The organism is Alteromonas sp. ABH4_454, from assembly GCF_056311775.1.
Window position 1 is genome coordinate 4,022,413 of the sequence record NZ_CM149972.1, and the last position, 21,127, is coordinate 4,043,539.

Consider the following 21,127-nt stretch of genomic DNA (forward strand, 5'->3'; position numbering starts at 1 on the left):
CACGCCACCACTATCAGCAGTATTTATATTTCGAATACATATGCGTTTCGACGGTTTATACACCATAAAAATGGGGTCAGAGTACATTTTTCCTGCCCACCCATTAGCTCGCTCACAAACTCGCGCAGAACTCAGTTCACGCATCACAAGAAAGCACCCGAAAACCAAGCTTATTGCCGCGCTAGAAGAAAAAGTTGGGGTCAGAGTACATTTCTCAACTTCACTCTCCATTCGGCAAGCCAATTGGATATGAGTAGATGTTGTTACCTCACAAGTGCATTAACCAATATACTTTTTACAGCCATAAAACATATATCAATTAAAGTACTCTGACCCCATTATTTAGATGAGTTACACTGTAATGCCGTGTTTAGGATTGTTATAGCGAATAGAAATGAATAAACATTTTGCCTACCTCTGTCTTGGTCTTGTTGGAATAAGCAATGTGGCGTTTGGTAAAGCTGCACCTTTGGTCTCAATTCCTACCCAGGACGCGTTTTTTAACTCAATAAAAGCGCACTGCGGAAAAGCGTTTCAAGGAAAAGTGAGTAAAGATAATGTAGGTAATACCTTCGGTGATGCAGAGCTTGTAATGCACATACGAAAGTGCACAGACTCAGAGATTCAGATCCCTTTTCATGTGGGTGATGACGCGTCCCGCACATGGATATTAACAAAGACTGGCGCTGGTCTTATGTTAAAACACGACCACAGAAATAAAGACGGCAGTTTCCATTCTTCAACCATGTACGGCGGGCACACTGTAGATGAAGGATACGCCCAAGTTCAATCATTCCCTGCGGACGCCTACTCAAAAGCATTATTTATAGAATCTGGGATTGCAGCATCCACAGATAACGTGTGGCAAATGATGATTTACCCCAACCGCTTTAGCTACCGATTGATTCGCCCAGCGCGCGAAGTACAAGTAGACTTTGACACCACACACACCACTACCCTTCCCAGCGTACCGTGGGGCTACGAATAATGGGGTCAGAGTACATTTTCTGCCCCGTCACTGCTTTGAAGCCCGCTACTGTATGATGAATTGCCCCTTAGGCCAGTTTTAGCAGGTACAGGATTGCCGCCTGTATTTAATTCCCTCATCTTAATATAAAAAATAGATAGGAATCTTGTGAAGCTATGGCGAGAAAACCCCGTTTGGCCCCCGCTGGCTACCCTCAACACGTGATACAAAGAGGCAACAACCGCTCAGTATGCTTTAAGTGTGAGAGTGACTATATCGCTTATATAAGCTGGCTTAAAAAGTTCTCTTCGAAGTTCAACGTCGGTATACATGCTTGGGTATTAATGACTAATCACGTTCATTTACTTTGCACTCCTAACCTTGATAACCTCGGAGTAAGTAAGATGATGCAGGCGCTTGGACGCATGTATGTGAGGTACTTTAATCATAAATACGAGCGTACTGGGACGTTGTGGGAAGGAAGGTTTCATTCCAGCTTAGTTTCCAAAGATGAATATCTTCTTACAGTTTACAGATATATTGAGCTTAACCCCGTTAGGGCGAATATGGTTGAAAAACCGGTTGAATACAAATGGTCAAGCTATAGGATCAATGCGCTAGGCACATCTTCGACACTATGCACTCCACATCTTGTGTTTTTGAACCTAGGAACCACACAAAATCAGCGACTTGCGAACTACCGTGCTTTGTTCAAAGAAGAATTACCACAAACTGTCATCGATAAAATACAAAGCGGTACACGAAAGGGGTTAGTACTAGGAAGTGATACTTTCAAGTTAGAAATTGAAACGCTAACTGGGCACCGCTTAAAGCACGAAACTTTGGGTAGACCACCGCAAACCAGTTAACAGTTGACCACTGATCAATCGGAAATAGCTTAATGTACTCTGACCCCTTTAAATTTTATGAAAACGTCGCGTTGGTTCAATCAACGCAAAACGGCAAACACTTAACGACAAACTGTTTGGAAATAAATTAATGTACTCTGACCCCAATATTTTACAGCAAACTTTTGGTTTTTCGGCGTTTCGTGAGGGGCAGAAAGAGGCGGTGGATTCTCTACTTAGTGGGCATTCCACGTTAGCGATCTTTCCCACTGGTTCGGGCAAATCTTTGTGTTACCAGTTCGTCGCTACGCAGCTGCCACATTTAACTTTGGTGGTTTCTCCATTACTGGCGCTAATGAAAGATCAGCTAGAATTTTTGCATAGTAAAGGCATTGCGGCAGCTAGCATAGATTCCACGCTAACACCTGAGCAAAACAAGCAAGTGATGAATGACGTGCGTTCAGGGCAGTGTAAAATTTTAATGGTGTCAGTGGAACGCTTTAAGAACGAGCGCTTTAGGCAGTTTATTGAATCCGTTCAGGTCAGTATGTTGGTGGTTGATGAAGCGCACTGCATTTCTGAGTGGGGCCATAACTTTCGCCCTGATTACCTTAAGCTTCCTGCCTACCAAAAAGAGCTTAATATCCCCCTGGTATTACTACTTACAGCAACGGCCACTAAAAAAGTAAAAGAAGATATGTCGGCCCGCTTTGATATCGCGCCTGCCAATATTATTCAAACAGGGTTTTATCGACCTAACTTAAATTTATATGTGCGCCCTGTTCTCGAGCCCCATAAAAACCAAGCATTGATTGAAGAAATTCAAAAACAACAAGGTGCTGGGATTGTTTACGTTACATTACAAAATAGCGCAGAGGAAGTAGCGCGCTTTTTGCAGCAGCAAGGGTTTACTGCGAAGGCCTACCACGCTGGCCTCGACAGTGAAATAAGACAAAGTATCCAACAAGACTTCATGCACAATAAGCTTCAAGTTGTTGTGGCTACTATTGCCTTTGGTATGGGCATAGATAAAGCAGATATTCGTTTTGTAATTCATTACGACCTGCCAAAATCTATCGAAAACTACAGCCAGGAAATTGGCAGGGGCGGACGGGATGGAGAAGCAGCAAACTGTACAGTTCTCGCAAATCTAGATGGGCTTATCACCATAGAAAACTTTGTTTACGGCGACACGCCAGATAAAAGCGCTATTGAACGCGTACTTAACGACATTAAGTCCCAAGCCCCTGCGATGGAAAAAAGAGTAACGCATAATAGAGAAATGCAAGATGCAGTTAACCAAACTAACCCATCAATTGAAAACGAAGCTAGCGTATACCAATGGGAAACACAGATAAACAGTTTATCAAGTGCGAGTAATATTCGTCAGCTACCTCTTAAAACGCTGTTAGTACAGCTTGAGCTTGCCAACGTTATTCGCCCGTTATTTGCCTATTTCGCAGAATACAAATTCCGCTTCATTACAGATAAAGCCACTATATTAAGTCTGTTTTCAGAAGAGCGCGCGCGCTTTCTAGATGCCGTATTTACCCATTCAAATATGAAGAAAGTCTGGGGCGTGGTCGATTTTGACAGTATTTATCAGCACTACGGCGCAGAGCGTTCTAGAGTAGTGGCTGCCTTAGAATACTTGCACGAGCACAATCATGTAGAGCTTGCATCGCGCTTAATTACAGATGTATATCGTGTTAACAACGAACTACTGCAAAACGGCGATTTGACAAACAAACTAGCCCACTATTTTGCTGAAAACGAGCGTAAAGAGGTTGAGCGCATCGCCGCACTTGTAAGCTTTTTCGAACAAAACACCTGCTTAAGCCACAACTTGTCAGCATATTTTGATGATACTAAAGCTCCAAAGGCATGTGGACATTGCAGTGTATGTAAAGGCGATGTGGCAAAGCTTAGCAATTCATCACCAATTTCAACACCAGATAGTAAGCATGTATCTGAAGCTATGACAGCGCTGAAAGCGCACTTAAGCGGTAAGTTTGAAGGCACTATCACCCCTACTATTTATTGCCGCTTTCTGACTGGCATGACTATGCCTTTATTTAGCCGCTTAAAAATAAGACAAGTGAAAGGATTTGGCAGTTTTGAACACTGCCGATATGCAGACGTTCTAGAAGAAGTGAACACAGCTCTATGCCAATGACTTGTAGAACCAGCTGTTAAGGGCCAATAACGGACCAGCCTTAAATTAAACTCGTGCCTGTTACTAAAAACGGGCATATGCTTCTTACTATATGCCCGTTACATGAGCCATGTTACCACCGGATTAGCGAAACTTTAACGCTAACGCCTGATTACGCTCAATTACGCTTTATTCCACCTGATTACGATTGATTACGCCTGATTACGCCATATTATCTATCTGCTTTAGAATGCTGCCGAAGGCACGGCTCCCAACGCTTTGAATCTGTATATCAAAGTAAAGGCTACCTAAAAGAAAAATGGTAATGTGCCCCTTCGAGCGCCAAGTAACATGCGTTTTTCCATCTTCTTCTTTCAGTGTTATTTCACCTAACTGATGATCGTATGGTAAAGGCTTCGACTTCACCACTTTGTAGCCTAGTTTATAAGGCGGCTCGTAAGCCACTATCTCTTCGTGAAGGTTCGAGCCCCCAGAAATAATTTCACGTACAGCACCCAGCCCATTTGGTTCATGTTTACCTTTAACCAATAAATTAGACTGCTCAATAGCTTTGAACTGTGCATAGTTAGCATGGTCACTTAATATGGAAAAAACCTCTTTAATAGGTTTATTTATGGTTCGCTCTACATGAATTGAGAACACGCTTTAATCCTTTTTATACATTCTTATTAGCGATATTTTTCGATAATAGCCTAAACACAATCAAACGGTTACTTAATATAATTTATTGGTCTTGGGCTAACTTGTGAATATAGCAAAAACCTTAATTCTATTTTATAGTGGGCAAAACAACAGTGTCGTAGACGGTATAGGAAGTATGGACACCAATAAAAAAGGGTCACTCGTTGTGGTCGGCACAGGCATTAGTGTTGCAGGCCAAATGACGCTTTCCGCTAGAAGCCATATTGAAAATGCCGACATCGTCTTCATGGGCATCATGAACAAAATTGGCGAACACGTGGTAACCAAACTTAATCCTAATAGTGTATCGCTAGACGACCTTTATGAAGAAGGTAAATCCCGCGCCCTCACCTATTCTCAAATGGCCGATAGAATTGTAGACTCTGTAGTAGAAGGCAATAAAGTTTGCGTTGCTTTTTATGGTCACCCTGGTGTTTTTGTTACCCCCTCTCATGAAGCTGTCCGCCGTGTTCAACAGATGAACTTAGAGGCAAAAATGTTGCCCGGTGTATCGGCAGAAGACTGCTTAATTGCCGATTTAGGCATAGACCCCTCACGCTTTGGCTGCCAGTCTTACGAAGCCACACAGTTTCTGTTTCGCGATTACCGCATCGACCCACATATGACTCAAATAATCTGGCAAATTGGTTTAGCCGGAGAAGCCACATTGAGCGTATTAGATGCAAGTCATAGCCAATCAGGGCTAGCCATGTTGGCAGATATATTGGCAGAGCATTATCCAGCGGATCACGAACTTATTATTTATGAAGCAGCAACACTGCCACTTTGCGAACCCAAAATAGAAAAAGTTCTGCTTCGTGAACTAGAATTCGCAAAACCCACTTTAATCTCTACTCTCGTTGTTCCTTCCAAAGGAATGCCAGCGTATAGGCAGGACCGATTAGCAAAGCTAGGGCTAACAGAAAAACAAGTGACTAACTATAGAAACCCGACTGTAAATTAAAAAGGATAATAAAAATGGCAAAATCTATTCAAGATTTCATGGTTGAACTAGATACCAACAGTAAGCTTATGGACGCCTACAAAAGCGACCCTGTTGCAACAGCAAAGAAATACGGCTTATCTGCCGATGAAGTAAAAATTATTGCAGATAAAAACTGGGACGAATTATCTAAGCGCTTTGACGATACCAGTAAGACGATTCGTGTTGTTAGCTACTAACTCATAGTAAGCGAATTATGAAGCGCTTTGTCTTGTGCATTATTAGTGTCATTGCCCTAATGACACTGCCTGCGCGCGCTCTCGCTACACCGCAAGACAAGGTTTCCTCTGCCGTACATCAGCTTTCTGAGCTTAGAGCTCGAATTCAAGAGAACGACCCGAACGTTCAAAATACGTTTACAGAATTGCATGCTTTTTTTGCAGCTCAGCCAGATGCTTTCGAACATGCACAATTCTTAAACATTAAATCGTATTTTTATGTTTTAAAACAGGATTATGCGTCGGCCTACGAAGCATTACTTGAAGCCCGAAAGTATGCGAATTCATCAGAAAATCTGCGGGCGCTTGCAGAATCGTATCGTTTAGAGGGCTTAATTCTAGACTTTTCAGGCGAGCATGCCAGCGCACTAGAAGCCATGCACCAAGCGCTAGACTTTTACAATGAAGTAGGAAGCGACCGCGTTCTTTTGGTGTATAGCGCCATGGGCAACGTTTACATGTCGCTAAAAAATTATGAACTGATGCTGACATTTGCGCATCAGTATTTGGCTGCAGCGCAACGTTTTAATAATAAAGAGGGAGAAGGAACCGCATACTTTTTCCAAGGGTATGCACAACGTGCGTTAGGCGAATATCAAAATGCGAAAGTAAGCCTATTGTTAGCTGAAAATTTACTTCGCGAAGCTAACTACCCTTTCATCGGCATTGTACACAGCGCCATGGTAGAGCTTCACATTGCACAAGGGAATTTGAGCGAAGCATTAAAGAAACTGAATCAAGCGTCAGAAGCCGACCGTCAGGTTGGGTTTCGCTATAACGAAGGCTCTCACCTTCTTCATCTTGTAGACATCTATAAACAACAGGGTGAAATTGAGCTTGCTATCAGCGAACTTGAAGCTGGGCTTGAAAAAGACGTCATTAAAAATGACAAAGTATTGGTTACCGACCTTTTAAGCCAACTTATCGAGCTTCACGAGGAAAACGGCAACTTGGAAGCCGCACTTAGCTATTCTAAGCAGTATAAGCAAGCATTCAAGAAAAGCTTTAATGAGCAACAGTCGAGGCTGATGGCGCTACACCGCGTGCGATTAGCCGTGTCCGAAAAAGAAGAGACAATAAAGCTTCTAGAAAAAGACAATCAGCTCAAAGAACAGCGAAACCTTATCCAACAGAAAAAGAACACTCAGCAACTTTATTTTATTGGCTTTGTTATTCTTTCATTAGGTTTAGTAGTTGGGCTATGGCTTAGAACCCGACTACAACGAAAAGCCCTTAATACGCTGACGCTGGACTTACGCAAAGCGACCAAAGCGAAGTCAGATTTTCTGGCTCGTATGAGCCATGAAATTCGAACACCGCTAAACGCAATTATAGGCCTTACCAAGCTTTCTCAACGCGCTGCAGAAGACAAAGATCAGCAAACCAATCTGATTCAGATTGAAGGCGCATCGCAAACGCTACTCAGTATAATCAACGACATTCTCGATTTTTCTAAAATTGAAGCTGGCAAGCTGGATATCGAGTCGACGCAATTCAATTTGGATGCTTTAGTAAACCAAACTATTAGACTGCACCTAACTCGCGCACAAGAAAAGCACATAGAACTTATACAACATATTTCTCGAGACGTGCCGCTAAACTTGATTGGCGACCCGTTGCGTATACAGCAAGTGCTTAACAACCTACTAAGTAACGCGCTTAAATTCACTGAAGATGGTCTTATCTCAGTAAGCGTTAGGTGCACACAAACCGCAGACGATATTCAACTTGAGTTTGAAGTGAAAGATTCAGGCGTTGGCTTAAGTAGCGCCCATCAAGCCCAACTGTTCCAACCGTTTAATCAAGGTGACGAGTCCATTTCAAGGCGCTATGGTGGCACAGGTTTAGGCCTAGCAATTTGTAAACAGCTCACCGCTTTAATGGGCGGCGAAATTTGGGTAGAAAGCCAGCTAGGAAAAGGCTCTATTTTTCACTTTACCGTAAAAGTGACGCAGGACGCTTCTCAACAAATTATTTCGCCATCTAAGCAGCTTTCTGCACTGAAAGTGCTTATCGCAGACGATATTGAAGCATCGCGAGACGCAATTTCTGAAGCTCTTTCAATGGCCAACATTCAAGCTGATATCGCCTCTGGCGGAAAAGACGCGGTTGTAAAAATGCGCGCAGCATTAGCCGCATCATCACCCTACGACGTCCTCATTTTAGATTGGAATATGCCAGATATAGATGGCCTGGATGTAGCGGCAATAATGAGCCAAGAGTTTTCAATTAAGCAGCCAAAAGTGATCATGCTCTATGCGTTTGAATCGCCACGTATGAGAGAACAGGCGAACCAACTTGGTATACGAAACTTTATTAAGAAACCATTTAGCACGAGTGAACTGATAGATGAACTGCAAGAGCTTTGTCTTAACGTAAAAACTAAAGCCTTGCCTAAAGACAAACCAACAGTGCCTAACTTAAAAGGTACACGTATTCTTTTTGCTGAAGACAATGCACTCAACCAAAAAGTAACGATTGGCCTTTTAGCTGAAACCAAAGCCTCAATTGAAGTTGCCAATAATGGTTTAGAAGCAATAAGCATACTGCGTAAAGACAGCGCATTCGACGTAGTATTGATGGATATTCAGATGCCGGTAATGGATGGTTTAACGGCAGCCAAACACATTAGAGAAGAGCTGAAGTTAACTTTACCTATCATCGCCACAACCGCTCATGCCATGCAACAGGACATTGATAAAAGCCTAGCGGCTGGCATGGATGGCCATATAAATAAACCAGTCGACCCTAATCGCTTTTTTGATGTACTTGTTGAGGTATTGGATAAAAGACAGTCTTCGGCCACCTCAGAAGTCGCTAAAGACAAGCTCATAGCGACTGATTCACTTACGTTAATAGACAAATCAAAAGCCCTAGAAACCTTGCTTGGTGATGAAACGCTTTATAACGACTTGCTTAACGATTTTGTGGCTTTAGAAGGTGAGATAAGCGCGCTCAAACAAGCCATTGATACCCATGACTACCCTTCCATCGCAAGAATAGCGCACATCTTCACAACGGCGCTTCGATATATCGGCGCATTTCCGCTTGCAGAATTAGCAAGCACGATAGAGCTAACCATAAAGCGCAACGAACATAAAACAACCGACGACTTTAATGAAAAGTTGGAAACCCTTCACGGCGCTTTGTTGGAATTAGGTGAAAAAGTTAAGGGGATGATGGGGTAAATAGCGAAGCCTACAAAAATATGTAGGCCTTACTTGTATTAGCAAGCAACAGGCGGCTAATGATTAGCCTTCACTAGACTCTTGCGACGCATACTCATTTTTCATCAGCCATGCATATGCTGTAGTAAACGCGGTTTCTTGGAACTGTTTTAAACCAGTTTCAGAGAACGGAACTGCTAGCGGGTTTCTGCGTAGCGATTCTTTAATATCTGTAGGGCTAAATACAATAACTTCTAACCCATCAATTAACTCAATAGCTGCCTCTAGCTTAAAGCCAATTGCACTTCCCGCAAATTTGCCTTTGCTTTGGCGTTGGCGAATGATTACCGCATCAATTTTATAGTCTTCGACAAGCTTTGCGAAGGTGCTTTGAAAGCTTTTTAAGCCCTTAGCGCTGGTATCGGCAAGGGTTAAACGGCGCGTACGGCAGTCGGGCAAATGAAACAAACCGTCAGCTAGCGACACTAAACTAATAATTGCTTCGTTACCTTTTAAATCTATACCACAGACTTTCATATTTATTCCTAATTACGTTTGCCTGCTATTATAACCCGTTTCGCAGCTGTTATTCACTTGTGAGCACTTTTCTTTACTCAGCACCAATCTTTGGCTACCGCACTGGCCGGCCTAGCAAACCTAACTTAGCACAGACTTAATAGTCTCTTTAGACAAGGGTTTTACAAAGTGCTCGTCGAACCCAGCTGATTTAGAGTCTTCTACGTATTTGTCTGACCCCCACCCGCTTTGAGAATAAAATTTCGTATTCTCCGCTTCAGGTAACGCCTTAAGCATTTTAACTAACTCGTAACCGTCTATATCTGGCATGCCGATATCTAGAAATGCATAGTCAGGTTTGAAGGTTTTAAATGCTTCAACAGCTTCCTTAGGCGAGGTAATGCCCAGAGCAGTAACCCCCATCGATTCAGTCAGCAAACAATAAGCGTCGATAAGGTCTGCGTTATCGTCCACAAACATTACTTTACCTTTGCTTTGAACTGTAGACTCGAGTTCTGTACTTTCTGTCTGTTCGTAAGCGGTTTTGGAAATAGGTAGCCTTACCTCGAAGGTACTGCCTTGGTCAACGCCATCACTCACTACAGAGACTTCACCGTGATGCAAAGCCACAAGCTTACTCACCAAGGTAAGGCCAATGCCAAGACCGCCTTTGGTATGCGTAGAATGAGCTTCAATTTGAGTGAACATGTTAAACACATCTTTTAGCCTATCTTCAGGAATACCCATTCCGTTGTCTTTCACAGAAACGACGATCATCACGCCTTCTTTTCTGATATCTACAACAATCTTTCCAGACTCTTTTGTATACTTGGTCGCATTGTGAATAATGTTAGAGAAGATCTGGCTTAAACGTGCTTTGTCGCCGTAAACGGTCACATCTTCCTCAAGACAATTTACGGTTATATCGTGTTTCTTCGCTTTTACTTGCTGTTCGACAATTTCAAGAGAATCGGAAAGCACGTCTTGAATACTTAATCGCTCAAATTCAAGCTTAACCTTGCCTCGCGTAATACGAGATACGTCCATTAAATCGTTAATGAGTTTGGACATGTATTCGGCTTGACGATTTATAATTGCCGTTACTCTTTTGCGGGTTTTATCATCATCAACCGATTCTAAAATGCTTGCGCCCGACATAATTGGGCCCAATGGATTTCGCAACTCATGCGCCAAGGTAGCAAGAAATTCGTTTCTGTAGTTATCCTGCTTTTCAAGTTCTTGGATACTGATATGCATACGTTCTTGCACATCAAGTGCATAAACCAAAAACATCCTGTTTAACCGGTTGGCAGTATCGACGTCAGTTTTATCAAATGTTGTTGAACGCCCTTTAATTATGCGTGTATGGATAGTAAACGCCGAACGGGGTTTAAGACGTTCTGCTTTTGGCGCATCTTCAGATTTTTCATCTTCAGCGCCAATCCACTTTTGAACGCGATGGGTTTCTTTTCTAAACCAAGCGGTAAAGTACTGCTTTTTCTCAAACAGCGGGATAATCATAATACCCGCTATTCCATACTCTCGCGCTTCAGGATAATCATCATAAAGTGAATCGTTAGTGTAAGGAAAACCGCCTTCGCCGCTCGCTTTAGAAAAGATATCTTTGATAAGTTCTATTGGTAAGGTCTCACCAAGCGTAATGGTTTCATACTGCGAATAGTAAACAAACCCAGAGCTATTAAGCGCATCTAAAAACGCCCGTTCACCGCTTTTCACCACGCGACTGATAGGATTTGCTGGCCCTATTTTGTCTAGCATGGCATCCACGGCTTCGTCGGTGACATATTTTTTGTGCTTGGCTATTTCTTCTTCTTTTGCCAACAGATGCCAGCTAAATAACTGGCTTAAGTTTTCACACTGCAGCCTAACATTTTGAGGGATATAACAAGGCTCGCGATGATGACATGAAATAAGCCCGTATAACTCTCCGTCTGTAACTAAAGATATGGAAAACGACGCGCGTAACTCTTGGTTTCTAATATATTGAAGGTGAATAGGCGAGAAAGTGCGCAACAGCGAACGAGTGAGGTCTAACCGGTCTCTTCCAGTCTCCTCGATGGACGGCACCAATCTAGCTGGGGGCAATTCTGTATCAGGCGTTAACCGTACCCAATTTGTTTTGTAGAGTCTCCCTGGCTTGTTTTGGTATGTCTGAAGCGGGAAAGTACAAATCTTGATAAGACTCCATATCTTCAGCCTTAGCTTCCGCGATAACCTTACCTGAGTAGTCATCGTTGAACTTGTAAAGCACCACTCTATCCATGTTAGTGAGATATTTAATGGTCGACACCATCTCTTGCGCCATCTCACCGAGAGATGTCATTTCCTTGAAGCGTGGCGCGATAGACATTGAATAAAGCTTAATGAATTGCTCTGCGCTGTAGGCATCTCTAAATTCTGTAGCAGGCTCGAGTTCGACCACATAATGATGACCTGAATCGTAAACAACCGCTAAATAATCTCCTGCTTCCCCTTCTACTAAAAGCGACGAATTTAAAATCAGCTTAATGGGCAGCCGTATTTTGCTCTTCGACACTCTATCGAAGGTTTCTTCAAGAAACGCGCGCTCATTAGTATCAGAGGAAAGAATATCTAAAAAGTTTTTACCTATGATCTTCTCAGCAAATATCGTGTCGCTGTTTTCACTAACAATTGAGATATTTAAATCGTCGTAGCTAAACGCGATAAGAAACCCATAACTTTGTACACTTTCGGGAATGTGTATTGGCTCGTCTTCACAACGTTCAAAGTTAAAGTTTTGAGGAGATTGAATCATAGAGTTCCTAAAATTTGTTTCCGTTTTCCATATTTGAGCGTGAATTGAAAACTATCACATCAACAAGCCAAATAATAACGTGCTTACGTTTTACTGGCTTAATTTAATCAAACGCCCACCTTCCTTATCTTCAAGCACATAGATATTACCCATGCTGTCCTGCTCGACTTCACGTACGCGTTTACCCCATTCGTAACGCTCTGCTTCTTCCACTTTCCACTTGCCTTCTTCATCTTTACCAAAAGCAACACGCACCAGCGCTTTTGAAGACAAACCACCGATAAAGCCGTTACCTTTCCAGTCGCGAAATTTATCGCCTTTATAAATAATAAAACCGGCAGGGCTGATAGCAGGCACCCACGCTAACTCGGGCGATTTAAAAATAGGAATCTCTTCGTGATTAGGAATTTTTACGCCCGAATAATGGTCGCCTTGCGACACAGTGGGATAACCGTAGTTGCGAGCTTTTTCGATAAGGTTAAGTTCATCTCCATGTCGCGGCCCCATTTCGTGAACCCATAAATTCCCTTGCTCGTCAAAATCTATACCTAGCGGATTGCGGTGCCCTAGCGTCCAAATTTGTTCGGTTACGCTGCCTTGACCATAAAACGGATTATCTTCTGGCACACTACCGTCGTCGTTTAAGCGTACAACTTTACCTAAATTCATTGCCATATTTTGGGCTGGCGTAAATTTCTGGCGCTCGCCCGAGGTAATAAACAAACGGCCGTCCGGCGAAAATGCCATGCGATGTGAATAATGGCCGTTTCCCGTCATCTTCGGCGACTGACGCCAAATTAGCTCTCTATCAGACAGCTTCGCTCCACTACCGGTAATACTTAGCGTAGCACGCTCTATTACCGCACCGCTAAACGCATCGTCTTTTTCATCTCGTTCAATGTAGGAAATATAAATCGTGTTGTTTAACGCAAAGTCAGGGTGAATAATAACGTCCCCCAAACCGCCCTGCCCACGCGCAGTAACATTTGGCACATTACTTACCGCAAAACGCTTTTGCTGGTTTTCATCAAGCAGCCATAAAGTGCCCGCCTTTTCCGTTACCAAGCTGTGCCCATCTGGCAAAAACGTCATGGCCCAAGGGCTGTCGAAGGTAGCTTGAACACTACCTTTAACGGTCGTGCCATTACTGCCTTTCATATCAATTTGTTCAGATGAGTTTGACTGGCCAAACGTAAAAAAAGAGGTAGCAAAAAGCATAACCAATAGTGCAGCTTTTCGGCTCATGCTGTTTTTGTGCGTATTTGTTGTTTGCATCTGCGTTCTAACCTTTTTGAAGGTTTGCGTACTACTGGTTACACGTTGAGGCGTTAATTACACGTCAACGGGCGGCGCAAAGGGTTTCAGTTAGCATTAGTTACGTAGATTTAATTAAACAGGTTTATATTGTCGCGGTGGTTTTGTTATTTGTATTTTGAACGGTATGTACTTCCCTAAACTTTCTTTAATGAAGCCATACTTTACTTAAGCCCCGCCTATGTTATTTTCGATTTAGTTTTAGCAACGAAGATAAGGAGGTGATCATATGTCTAGAGTTAAGGTATTTGAACAGGCAGCTATGAGTGAGGGTCGTTCTAGCTAACCCCTTTTACGCAATTGCTCTATAAGGCTGCCTTGTCAGCCCAGCTCGGAAAGCCGCATCACGTTGCTGATTGCGGCTTTTTTCTTTTTAACTGGCTACTATTTGGCTATTTTTTGACAAGCAAGTGCGACTATGACAGCGTAGGATAAACAAACAATAAAAAAACTCGCCCTTGATAGCGGGAAAGGGAATTTCAAATGTATCAAAAGCTTGCCTGTGTTTTTATCGGTGCCTTACTTACTTTTAGCCTTAGCTTTAACGTAAACGCCAAAGTGCGAGGCGAGGCCGTAGTTACAACAATAACTTCAGAAGTTTTGAATGAGTCGCGAGAACTGCTTATTCATTTACCTAATAACTATTCCCGCTACAAAGACACCACCTACCCAGTTTTATATTTGCTAGATGGACAGCGTAATTTTGCTCATACCGTAGGCACGCTTGACCTTCTAAATCAGTCTGGAATGGCGCAGGAAATGATTGTTATCGGTATTACCAACACCGAGCGCACGCTAGACTTCACACCTACCTATGATGAAAGCTACAACCCGTGGGGAATATCTGGTGGTGCCGACAATTTTCTAGACTTTCTAGACAAAGAACTAAAGCCCTACGTAAAAGCAAACTATCGCACCAACAACTACGCGATTGTTTCTGGGCATTCATTAAGCGCCCTTTTTACCTTGTACGCACTGCAAAAGCGGCCTGAACTGTTTCAAGCTTACTTCGCATTTAGCCCAAGTTTGTGGTGGCACGAAGAAGTAATATTTCCAGAGGCAAAAGCGTTCTTTGCGTCAGATAGCGACCTTAACAAATACCTTTATATCAATATGGGTAACGAAGGTGGAAACATGCTAAGCGCGTACGAACGTTACGTTGAACTGCTAAATAGCAGCGAACGAAAAGGGTTTACCTTTGACACGGAGCTAGATACATCTGAAAGCCACAATACGACTGCTCTTGCAGGTATGAGCTTGGCGCTTCAAAAGCAGCTTAATTCGTTACGCCCAACAGGTGCGATAATACAAGAAGGCATTCCTGCGGTAGAGCAATACTATAAAGACCTTTCTGCAAAATACGCTTTTGAAGCAAAGCCAGAATATAAAGCCGTAAACCACGCGGGTTATGCGGCACTAAACAAACAAGACTTTGACTCTGCCATAGCAATATTTAAGAAAAATATAGCTCGCTTCCCTAACAAATCTGATGCCTACGACAGCCTGGCAGACGGTTATGAAGCTAACGGCGATTTAGCCATGGCACTTGAAATGCGAGAGAAAGCGCTAGCAATGAGCTATGAAGAAAATGTTGAGAATGGTGCTTTTAAAACGCGGCTAGCTAACTTGCGAAAGAAGATTGTGGAAGGTAAAGGCGACTAGCTATCAAGTGCCTGAATTAGAAAATCGTCAGCATTGACCGAATAATAGTAGGAACGTTCTCTGGTACGTTCACTCGTAATGGAATACACATAATGACATCAATCAAGCTCTTCTCCTCTTTAACACTTTCGTTTTGTTTAGCTTCGTTATTGGGCTGTACAGAGCCTGAAACCCTGCCCGCCTCCCCTTCTGCTGCCGCAGAATCAAAAGAAGCCAGCCTTTTAAAAACTGGGCTTACTGAACGCATTCGAATTGAAGGGCAAGAGGTTGATTACCAATCTTTAGAGCAAAGACAAGCGCATTATGATGTGCCTGGTGTGTCTGTCGCGTTTATGAGAAATGGGCAACTAGCTTGGACCATGCAAAGCGGCGTTAAAGATTTAGCCACTGAATTGGCTATTGATGAAAACACGGTGTTCCAAGCGGGCAGTATTTCAAAACCCGCATTTGCGGCAGTATTGATGAAGTACCGCCAAGATAACCCGCTAGATTTAGATGCAGATGTTAGTACCTTACTCACCAGCTGGCAGTTGCCTGAACACGAATGGACTGGGCAAGACGTTGTTTCATTGCGCAGATTATTGAGTCACACGGCAGGTACCACAGTACATGGCTTTCCTGGTTACGCAGCTGGCGAACCAGTACCTACTTTGCAGCAGGTGCTAGAAGGTGCATTTCCCGCCAATACCGATGCCGTTGTTGTTGATATTCAACCTGGCACGCAAATGCGTTATTCAGGTGGCGGCACTACGCTTGCTCAACTTACCTTGCAAGACGTAGCTAACGAATCCTTACCAACCATGTCGCAACGGCTTTTGTTTAATCCACTAGGCATGACGCGTTCTGGCTTCGAACAACCCATATCTACCAACTTATCAAATAATATGGCTACGCCATATGACGGAGATGGTGCGCCAATTAAAGGTGGCGCCCATACCTACGCTACGCTTGCAGCAGCTGGCATGTGGAGCACGCCCTCAGACATGCTGAAAATGGCAAGCGGCGTACGCAGCGCATATTTAGGGCAAAAAACAGACTGGATATCGCAAGCCACCGCGCAAGAAATGTTAACCAACAATACTCCAACCAACGAAGCACCTAATGTTGGCATCGGCTTTTTTATCAACATGAGTGACGATGGAGAAATTCTGGGCTTTGGCCACGGCGGCGCAGATGCTGGGTTTATGTCGCAGCTATACCTTGAACTAGATACAGGAAACGGCTACGCCATTATGACGAACGGCAACAACGGTAGGCAGTTAATAACTGAACTAGAAATACGTTTAAAAGAAGCGTTGGACGTCGGTTACTCTGAGCCTGAAATAAAAACACTAGTACCCATTAGCCAAGCCGAACTGAGCCAATACGTTGGCACCTATGCGGTGACAAAACCAGTTATTGTAAATGTGGTGCTAGAAAAAACAGCGAATGGCTTTGTGCTTGACGCCTTACCTTATGTTGAAAATGAAGAATATTTTCATGAGGGTGAAGGGCTATTTTTTGCGAAGAATGGCAGTAGTATTCGTCTTGAGATGGATGAAGAAAATGGGCAGGTTAAGACGCTTGTGATGGATGGAAATATTCGGGGTGCTAAGAAGGAGTAGTTGGCTGAGAGCAACCTCAGACTACAAACGGGTGTTTGTATCTTGAAAGACTCGAGTTTTTACGCCAATTGCTACCATAACCCGGTATCTTTTAGTTCGCCGAAATCTACTCGAAGTTGCCATTTCATTTTCTTTCCCTTGAAAAACAGAATTTAGTTTTTCAAGGGAAACAAGTGTTACTATGAAATATCAGCGACAAGCCAAGGATGCAGTAACAATATGATGGATAGAAATTTAGTAACAACAAGCAGTCTTTTAGACAAGTCAGTCAATGGTCTGTTAGATGATTTTGGAGCGGGAAACTCTGCACCAGGTTCAGGGAGCGCAGCTGCTCTTATGGGAATATTGGCAGGAAAACTAATAATTACGGTTTGTAGTCTCAGTATAAAAAAGGCCACACAAGAAAAACGGAGAATCGATGATGGGTCGATTAAGTCTAGCCAATTAAAATTCATTCCTTTCGAAAATCAGTTTCAATTCATAATAGATGATATCAAAAACAACATTGAGCCTGAATTAAAGTACCTTTTCGAAGAAGACTCCAAAGAGTTTGAGCAAGTTGTAGAACTCAGAAAGAAGCGAATCCAAGCAGGAGCCAATGGTGACAAAGAGTTACAATCAAAATACAACAAAGAATCGCTTGATAAGCTACAGCATGTAACCGACTTTGTTTTTCGAATATCAGACCAATGTTTTAAATTGATTGACCATGGGAATTTTATCTTTGACAAAGCTTACTCAGCCGTCAGGGGGGATTCGGGGGCGGCAATTAGTGCTGCTATAGCGGGTGTTACATCTTCTATATTCATAATAAATCTAAACCTCGTCTCTTTAAGTAGAAGAAACTGGTCCAAAGAGAAAAAGAAAGCTTGTGATGAAATGTACGATAGACTTCAGAAAAAACAACTGGAGGCTTTTACAAGAGTGGGCGCACTGAGCACTGAGGTGGTAGAGACTATGCAGTTCAATATTGATGAGGTTTAACAATTTCTTTATTGAAGTTGTAAACCTCCCGCTTTTAGATACATTCATAGGTTGTAGTTTCGGCTTATTCGTGTATGACTAAATGTTCACATAGTGCCAGATCGTTCTGCGCACTATGGGAGCATTCTTCGTTGTATTTCTCTCATCCAGTTTTCAGTAGACTTAAGTACTTCGTTCAATGTTCTTGAGACGTACAAGCTGTAAACATCCATACTGTAAATGCAGTTGAACCTCTCGATAGAAGAATTATGCGAACGCTTTCGGGTTTAATAGAAGTAAAGCGACTCAATGCCCTTCTTTGCAGCATTTCAGAATGACTGATATAACCTCGCTTGGCAACAACACACTCCCGTTACCACGCACCGCAAAGGGGGCCTCACACCGAAGAACTCTACCGGGGTATGCAGCAAGTTAAGAGTGGGTTCAGATAAATATCAAAAATAAGTTAAGCACTTGATATTAAGAGAATATAAAATCAGAATAGATCGATAATGGAGTGCGTTCAACAGGGAGTAGTCATGCCAAATATAAGTAAACTAAAACTATTTAACTTCAAAAAATTTCCAGAATTAGAAATTGGGTTCAATGAAGAAATCAACACCATCATTGGAGACAATGAAGCTGGTAAAAGCTCCATAATTCAAGCGATAGAATTGGTCGCACATGGCAGTCGCCATAGAGTTGAGTCTGCTGGTATGGAATCGCTACTTAACAAATCTTGTGTTGCTGAATTCCTAGCAGGAGACAAGAAAATCGATAAGCTACCTATCCTTAAAGCTGAACTGTATTTAAGCGATGAAGGCAACCCTGACTTAGTAGGTCGAAATAACTCAGATAAGGATAATACTTCTGGGCTTCAGATGATCTGTGAACCCAATATAGAGCTTGCTACAGAGATCAATCAAATCCTTGCTGAAAGCAACGATAATTTTCCGTTTGAGTATTACATTGTTCGATTTATAACTTTCAGTGGTGAAGCATACTCTGGTTACAGACGTTTTCTCAAGAGCCTAACCATCGATAGCTCTCAAATAAATAGCGAATACGCCAACAAAGAATATATTAAGACTGTTTATGACTCGGTAGCAGACCACCCGACTAGAATTCAATTAAAAAATGCTTACCGTCAGCAAAAAGTAGATTTTCAAACAAATAGCCTGGTCAATATTAATGACACACTAGGAGAGTATGACTTTGCTATTCGCTCTGGCGCTAAATTCAACCTTGAAACAGATTTAACGCTAACACAAGAAGACATACCAATTGATGAAAGAGGGAAAGGGCAACAGTGCTTTATAAAAACTCAATTTGCTCTGTACAGAAGTGCTAACGGGCAGAATATTGACGTAATACTTCTAGAAGAGCCTGAGAACCACCTAAGCCATACAAATATGAAAAAGCTTATATCAAACATCTCAGAGTCTCATGATAACCAAATCATTATTGCCACTCATAATAGCCTGATAAGTACCCGCCTAGACCTACGTAACTCTACATTACTAAATAGTTCGAGTGCCAAACCATTATCACTTTCTAAATTGCCACGAGCGACAGCAAAATTTTTCATGAAAGCACCAGATAACAATATTCTGGAATTCGTGTTGTCGAACAAAGTGCTTTTAGTTGAGGGGGATGCTGAATTCATTCTAATGAATGCCTTATATTCCCAAAGCACAGGCAGTACGCTTGAAAAAGACGGCGTGCATATTATCTCAGTCGGTGGTACGAGCTTTAAACGTTATATGGAATTGGCTAAAACATTAGAAATTCGAACAGCAGTAATCAGAGATAATGATGAGGATTACCAAGCTAAATGTTTAGATAATTATGCAAACCATGTTGCAGACAATATCCAAGTGTTTGCTGATAAAGATAATACTCGGTACACCTTTGAAATATGTTTGTACCAAGATAATCAGGCGACTTGTGATGATTTATTTTCTGGGGGTGGCATAACTAAAGCCCCCTTAGAATTCATGCTTGATAACAAAGCTGAAAGTGCTCTGCGTCTAATAGACAATCATGCAGAAGACCTAGAAGCGCCAGCATATATACAAGAGGCAATAGCATGGATAAACGAGTAATATTTGCCGTTGCTGGCTCAGGAAAATCTACGAGCATAATTGATCTCATAGAAGAAGATAGCCGTGTTTTACTGATCACTTATACGGAAAATAATACTGCGCAGTTACAGAACAGGGTAATTGCTAAATTTGGGTATATCCCGCATGGAGTTAGAATTTATAAATATTTTACCTTTTTGTATTCATTCTGTATAAGGCCGCTTATGGGCCCTGAATTAAAAACAAAAGGTATCAACTTTGATGTACCGCTACCCATTCGGGCGCAGCGAACCCCAAAAAATAAACATGCTCACTATATTGACGGCAATGAACGCTTGTACGCAGGCCGCATAGCAAAGCTATTGATCGAATCCAAAACTATTCAAGATGTTAGAGAGAGAATAGAAAGGTTTTTTGATTTAGTTTGTATTGACGAAGTTCAAGACTTTGCTGCGAACGACTTCAATTTACTATGCTCACTGAGTAGGACAAACGTTGAAATGCGTTTAGTTGGCGATTTCTATCAACATACTTTTGATACAAGTCGAGACGGCAATATCAGAAAATCGCTACATGCCAATTACGCTAAGTATTGTTCAGAATTTCAAAAAGCAGGTTACTCTATCGATACTGACACGCTTTCAAATAGCTACAGGTGCAGCCCTACGATTTGCTCCTTTGTTGAAGATAACTTGAGGATTAATATTCAATCACATCGTAATGATAATGCTGAAGTCAAGATCGTTGATGACGAAGATGAAATAGCCCTGATTTATTCTAATGATCAAATTGTGAAACTATTTTACCAAAGTAGCCAACAGTATTGTGGGCATACAGAAAACTGGGGGAATACCAAAGGGCTTGATGACTTTGACGATGTATGTGTAATACTGAATCCAAAGAGTTTTAAAGCTTTAAATGACAATGAGTTACATACTTTACCAGCTACTACGAAAAATAAACTCTATGTTGCGTGTACCCGCGCTAAAGGAAGCTTGTACTTTGTAGAGCAAAAGAAAGTAGCCCGTTATAAAAAAGAGTAAATTTAACGTCTCAAATTGCTAGCAATTTAAAATCCTTCGAAATTTTCAGCCCAAGGAATAAACACCATTTTTTCATGTCGGGCG

The 21,127-nt window shown here is 42.2% G+C and carries 16 protein-coding genes; 11 read left to right on the plus strand and 5 right to left on the minus strand.

The features are described from left to right. The first annotated feature begins 394 nt into the window (after window positions 1-394). From ACYX4W_RS17605 to ACYX4W_RS17615, 3 genes are all read left to right on the plus strand, one after another. Entirely contained in the window at window positions 395-988 is a 594-nt protein-coding gene (locus ACYX4W_RS17605) for a hypothetical protein (RefSeq protein WP_476074049.1), read from the plus strand. 155 nt (window positions 989-1,143) lie between these two features. Further along, entirely contained in the window at window positions 1,144-1,836 is a 693-nt protein-coding gene (locus ACYX4W_RS17610; protein WP_476074050.1) for a transposase, read from the plus strand. Between the two features lie 130 nt (window positions 1,837-1,966). Further along, window positions 1,967-3,991 (plus strand): RecQ family ATP-dependent DNA helicase, encoded by a 2,025-nt coding sequence (locus tag ACYX4W_RS17615; protein WP_476074051.1) that lies wholly within the window; start codon window positions 1,967-1,969, stop codon window positions 3,989-3,991. A 201-nt stretch (window positions 3,992-4,192) separates the two neighbouring features. Here ACYX4W_RS17615 and ACYX4W_RS17620 read toward each other — a convergent pair whose 3' ends face one another. Continuing rightward, window positions 4,193-4,633, minus strand: coding sequence for an SRPBCC family protein (locus tag ACYX4W_RS17620; protein ID WP_476074052.1), 441 nt, complete (start codon window positions 4,631-4,633; stop codon window positions 4,193-4,195). A gap of 175 nt (window positions 4,634-4,808) precedes the next feature. Here ACYX4W_RS17620 and ACYX4W_RS17625 point away from each other — a divergent pair, with 175 nt between their 5' ends. Genes ACYX4W_RS17625 through ACYX4W_RS17635 form a run of 3 tightly spaced genes read left to right on the plus strand, consistent with a single transcriptional unit; the run spans window position 4,809 to window position 9,081 of the window. Then, on the plus strand, window positions 4,809-5,636 hold the full coding sequence (locus tag ACYX4W_RS17625; RefSeq protein ID WP_476075493.1) for an SAM-dependent methyltransferase: 828 nt from the start codon (window positions 4,809-4,811) through the stop codon (window positions 5,634-5,636). Between the two features lie 14 nt (window positions 5,637-5,650). Then, a complete protein-coding gene (locus ACYX4W_RS17630; RefSeq protein WP_474855129.1) occupies window positions 5,651-5,854 on the plus strand; it encodes a hypothetical protein in 204 nt (67 codons plus the stop codon). A 17-nt stretch (window positions 5,855-5,871) separates the two neighbouring features. Beyond that, on the plus strand, window positions 5,872-9,081 hold the full coding sequence (locus ACYX4W_RS17635; RefSeq protein ID WP_476074053.1) for a tetratricopeptide repeat-containing hybrid sensor histidine kinase/response regulator: 3,210 nt from the start codon (window positions 5,872-5,874) through the stop codon (window positions 9,079-9,081). Window positions 9,082-9,144: 63 nt separating this feature from the next. On the opposite strand, the gene ACYX4W_RS17640 is transcribed toward ACYX4W_RS17635, so the two are convergent. The 4 genes from ACYX4W_RS17640 to ACYX4W_RS17655 form a co-directional block, all read right to left on the minus strand. Next, the gene (locus tag ACYX4W_RS17640; RefSeq protein ID WP_474855125.1) at window positions 9,145-9,597 is read right to left on the minus strand and encodes a DUF3010 family protein; all 453 of its coding nucleotides are present in this window, start codon (window positions 9,595-9,597) and stop codon (window positions 9,145-9,147) included. 120 nt (window positions 9,598-9,717) lie between these two features. Then, a complete protein-coding gene (locus ACYX4W_RS17645; RefSeq protein WP_476074054.1) occupies window positions 9,718-11,664 on the minus strand; it encodes an ATP-binding protein in 1,947 nt (648 codons plus the stop codon). A gap of 25 nt (window positions 11,665-11,689) precedes the next feature. Further along, on the minus strand, window positions 11,690-12,373 hold the full coding sequence (locus tag ACYX4W_RS17650; RefSeq protein WP_476074055.1) for a hypothetical protein: 684 nt from the start codon (window positions 12,371-12,373) through the stop codon (window positions 11,690-11,692). A gap of 90 nt (window positions 12,374-12,463) precedes the next feature. Beyond that, entirely contained in the window at window positions 12,464-13,648 is a 1,185-nt protein-coding gene (locus tag ACYX4W_RS17655) for a PQQ-dependent sugar dehydrogenase (RefSeq protein ID WP_476074056.1), read from the minus strand. A 522-nt stretch (window positions 13,649-14,170) separates the two neighbouring features. On the opposite strand from ACYX4W_RS17655, the gene ACYX4W_RS17660 reads away from it, so the two are divergent. The 5 genes from ACYX4W_RS17660 (at window position 14,171) to ACYX4W_RS17680 (ending at window position 21,043) form a co-directional block, all read left to right on the plus strand. Then, entirely contained in the window at window positions 14,171-15,349 is a 1,179-nt protein-coding gene (locus ACYX4W_RS17660) for an alpha/beta hydrolase-fold protein (protein WP_476074057.1), read from the plus strand. A 92-nt stretch (window positions 15,350-15,441) separates the two neighbouring features. Beyond that, on the plus strand, window positions 15,442-16,953 hold the full coding sequence (locus ACYX4W_RS17665) for a serine hydrolase domain-containing protein (protein WP_476074058.1): 1,512 nt from the start codon (window positions 15,442-15,444) through the stop codon (window positions 16,951-16,953). A gap of 219 nt (window positions 16,954-17,172) precedes the next feature. After that, a complete protein-coding gene (locus ACYX4W_RS17670; RefSeq protein WP_476074059.1) occupies window positions 17,173-17,937 on the plus strand; it encodes a cyclodeaminase/cyclohydrolase family protein in 765 nt (254 codons plus the stop codon). Window positions 17,938-18,455: 518 nt separating this feature from the next. Next, a complete protein-coding gene (locus ACYX4W_RS17675; protein ID WP_476074060.1) occupies window positions 18,456-20,021 on the plus strand; it encodes an ATP-dependent nuclease in 1,566 nt (521 codons plus the stop codon). Beyond that, window positions 20,006-21,043 carry a DEAD/DEAH box helicase gene (locus tag ACYX4W_RS17680; RefSeq protein WP_476074061.1) on the plus strand — a complete coding sequence of 346 codons (1,038 nt, stop codon included), beginning with the start codon at window positions 20,006-20,008 and terminating at the stop codon, window positions 21,041-21,043. The genes ACYX4W_RS17675 and ACYX4W_RS17680 overlap by 16 nt, the downstream gene beginning before the upstream one ends. The last annotated feature ends 84 nt before the right edge of the window (window positions 21,044-21,127 follow it).